Here is a 3,324-nt window from a genome sequence, read left to right as displayed (position 1 = left end):
GGCGGGGGCGACGGCGACGCCGGTGGGCCAGCCGTCGACCAGGACGCGGCCGGCCAGCGGCGTGAGCAGCGCGAGCAGGGCGGCGCCCCGGCCGTCCGTGCCGGTGGCCTCGTCGGCGCCGAGGTGGAGGGTCGCGGTGAGGTTCCCGGGCAGGGCGCGCAGGACGGTGATCGCCTCGTCCTCGCTCCCGTAGCGGGCGACGACGGTGACCGGGCCGAAGCACTCCTCCAGGAGGGCCTCGTGGGTGTTCCCCGAGGCCAGCCGGCTCGCCGGGACGGTCAGGAAGCCCGCCGCGACGCCGTGGTCGCCGTCCGGGCCGGGAGCCACCGGCGCCTCGACGTCGGGCAACGCGGCCCGCTCGGCGGCCCCGGCGAGGAACGCCTCGCGCATCCGGTGGTCGAGCATCACACCGCCCTGGGCGCCGGCGACCGCCTCGGTGAGCGCCTTGACCAGGCCGTCGCCCGCCGCCCCCTCGGGGACCAGCGCGAAGCCCGGCTTGGTGCAGAACTGGCCCGTGCCCAGGGTCATCGACGCGGCGAGCCCGGCCCCGATCTCCTCGCCCCGCTCGGCCGCGGCCGCCTCGGTGACCAGGACCGGGTTCAGGCTGCCGAGCTCGCCGTGGAAGGGGATGGGGGCCGGCCGGGCGGCCGCGGCGTCGTACAGCGCCCTGCCACCGCGCACCGACCCGGTGAACCCGGCGGCGGCGACCAGCGGGTGCCCGACGAGCGCGACGCCGGCGTCGAAGCCGTGGACGAGGACGACGACGTCCTCCGGCAGGCCCTCCTGGGCGGCGGCCCGGCGCAGCAGCGAGGCGCACAGTTCGGAGGTGGCCGGGTGGTCCGGGTGGGCCTTGACGACGACGGGGCAGCCCGCGGCGAGGGCGCTCGCGGTGTCGCCGCCGGGCACCGAGAAGGCGAGCGGGAAGTTGCTCGCGCTGTAGACGGCGACGACGCCCAGCGGCACCTTCCAGCGCCGCAGGTCGGGCCACGGCGGGGTGCGGGTGGCGTCGGCGTGGTCGATGTGCACGTCGAGGAAGCCGCCCTCCTCGACGATGTCGGCGAAGGCGCGCAACTGCGCCGTCGTGCGCGCCAGTTCGCCGGTGAGGCGGGGCGCGCCGAGAGCGGTCTCCGCGTCTGCCGTCGCGACCACCTCGTCCTGCGCCTCGTCCAGCAGGCGGGCGGCGGTGCGCAGCAGGGCGGCCCGCACGGGGCGTTCGGCGAGTGCCGCGCGGGCGCCGTGCGCGGCGCGTACGGCGCGGTCCACGTCCTCGGGTGCCGCCTCCTGGGCGACCTGCTCCCGGCGCTTCCCGGTTCGGGGATCGACGCTCCAGACTGGTGCTGCGGTCACGGTGGGGGTCCTCCGGTTCCTGCCGGTGTGCCGGTCCGCCGCGACGGCCGGGGCCGACCGGTGTGCGTTCGCTATTCTGAACGGCGTTCCTGTGTATGAATGCCAGGAACTCTATTTGCGGGCTTTCGAAGGGGTCAAGAGGCATGTCGACTGCCGAGACGGGTGGCGCACAGGTCAAGTCCGCGGTGCGGACGGTGGAGTTGCTGGAGTACTTCGCCCAGCTCCCCGGCATGCACAGCCTGGCGGCCGTGCAGGAGGCGGTCGGGTACCCGAAGTCCAGCCTGTACATGCTGCTGCGCACGCTGGTGGAGCTGGGCTGGGTGGAGACGGACGCCACCGGCACGCGCTACGGCATCGGGGTGCGGGCGCTGCTGGTCGGCACCTCGTACATCGACGGGGACGAGGTGGTGGCGGCGGCGCGGCCGACCCTGGACCGGCTCTCCGACGACACCACGGAGACCATCCACCTCGCCCGTCTCGACGGCACCAACGTGGTGTACCTGGCCACCCGTCAGTCGCAGCACTACCTGCGGCCCTTCACCCGGGTCGGCCGCCGTCTGCCGGCGCACTCCACCTCGCTCGGCAAGGCACTGCTGGCCACCCGCACCGACGAGCAGGTGCGTGAGCTGCTGCCGCGGACGCTGACCGCGCTGACCGAGCACACCATCACCGACCGGGAGCAGCTGATCGAGGAGCTGCACCAGGTGCGCGAGCGCGGGTTCGCGGTGGACCGGGAGGAGAACACGCTGGGGCTGCGCTGCTTCGGTGTGGCGGTCCCCCAGCGCACGCCGGCCCGCGACGCGATCAGCTGCTCGGTACCGGTGGCCCGGCTCACCGGGTCCCACGAACAGTCCATCGTGGACGCCCTGTTCGACGCCCGCGACCGGCTCACCCTGGCCACCCGCCGGCTCTGAGCCCCGCCGCCCACCGGTCCGCCGAGGGGGCGGGCGGGGCCCCTCAGGCGGCTCCTCGGAGGGCGGCGCGCACGTCCCAGTCGCCCAGGTACGCCGCGACGGTGTGCTCCTCGGCCTCGGCGTCGTCCAGCTGCGGCCGCGTCTGCGGGTCGATGATCCTGGCGCCGGGTCCGCGGTTGGCGTGCTCACGGAAGAGGAAGCTCTGCCACGGGTACTGCTCGCGCATGTTCGCGTACGGCTGGGCGGCGTCGATCCCGGCGTCCATCAGGCTGTCGCGCACGACGAGGCGGGGCCACGCGGTGGGGTCGCTGCTCGGCACCCAGGGCCGGGCGAGCTTGTAGGCGCCGTCCGGGGCCGAGCTGGTGAAGCGGCAGCGCACGGCGAGGAAGCCGTGCGGTGTCCCGGCCGCGGTGCTGGGCGCGAAGACGAAGCCGTGGGGCGTGAAGTCCACGGGACGGTCGAGCATGCGGAACTCGCCGCCGGCGTGCACGGCGGTGGCGCGCCCGAAGACGAAGTCGACGTCGCCCTCGGTGCGGCAGTGATGGAAGTACTGCCGGGCGGTGAGGGTGCGGTGGCGGGTGTCGGTCAGCAGGGTGTCCTGGTGACCGAGGAACCGGCAGCGGTCGAAGAGGCTCCGGTCGCCGAGCACCCGCAGCGCGACGGCCTGCTGGGCGGTGATCTCCGGGTGGTCGGCGCGCAGGAAGTCGTTGGCGAAGGTGAGGCGGCGGGCGGTGAACCCGTCGGGCACGGCGGTGAAGGTCGCGCTGCCGGAGGTGCCGTAGGTGCCGGAGCCGTCGGGTTTCGGCGTGCCGGAGGCGTTGTCGTGCACGATCACGGTGTCGCGGGGGTCGCCCGTGCCGCCCAGCAGGGTGAGGCCCGTCTTGGCCTCGGGCACGGTGACGGTCCCGCGGTACGTGCCGGGGGCGAGGAGCACGGTCCAGGGCCGGTCGGGGTGGTCGGGGGTGGCGTCGACGGCGGCCTGGACGGTGGGGAGGTCGCCGGTGCCGTCCGGCGCGACGCGCAGGGTGCGGGCGCGGGTGCGGCGGGGGGCCCGCCCGACGGG

Annotated in this window: 2 protein-coding genes and 1 pseudogene; 1 reads left to right on the top strand and 2 read right to left on the bottom strand. The window is 75.2% G+C overall.

Features of this window, described 5'->3' with window-relative positions:
- A pseudogene (locus tag ACOV8S_RS04325) lies at positions 1–1,347 on the bottom strand (aldehyde dehydrogenase family protein); the annotation flags it as partial.
- Positions 1,348–1,490: 143 nt separating this feature from the next.
- On the opposite strand from ACOV8S_RS04325, the gene ACOV8S_RS04320 reads away from it, so the two are divergent.
- Complete coding sequence (locus tag ACOV8S_RS04320) at positions 1,491–2,261, top strand: IclR family transcriptional regulator (RefSeq protein ID WP_448316187.1); 771 nt, start codon at positions 1,491–1,493, stop codon at positions 2,259–2,261.
- Between the two features lie 43 nt (positions 2,262–2,304).
- Here the strand turns inward: ACOV8S_RS04320 and ACOV8S_RS04315 are convergent.
- A partial coding sequence (locus tag ACOV8S_RS04315; protein WP_448316186.1) for a pectinesterase family protein occupies positions 2,305–3,324 on the bottom strand: 1,020 nt, incomplete at its 5' end.

This window comes from Streptomyces sp. CO7, from assembly GCF_053474865.1.
This window is presented reverse-complemented; position numbering and strand designations above follow the sequence as displayed.

What these genes read in the sequence shown, in the direction of transcription:
- ACOV8S_RS04320 (WP_448316187.1), top strand. Translation starts at nt 1,491, where the DNA reads ATGTCGACTGCCGAGACGGGTGGCGCACAGGTCAAGTCCGCGGTGCGG.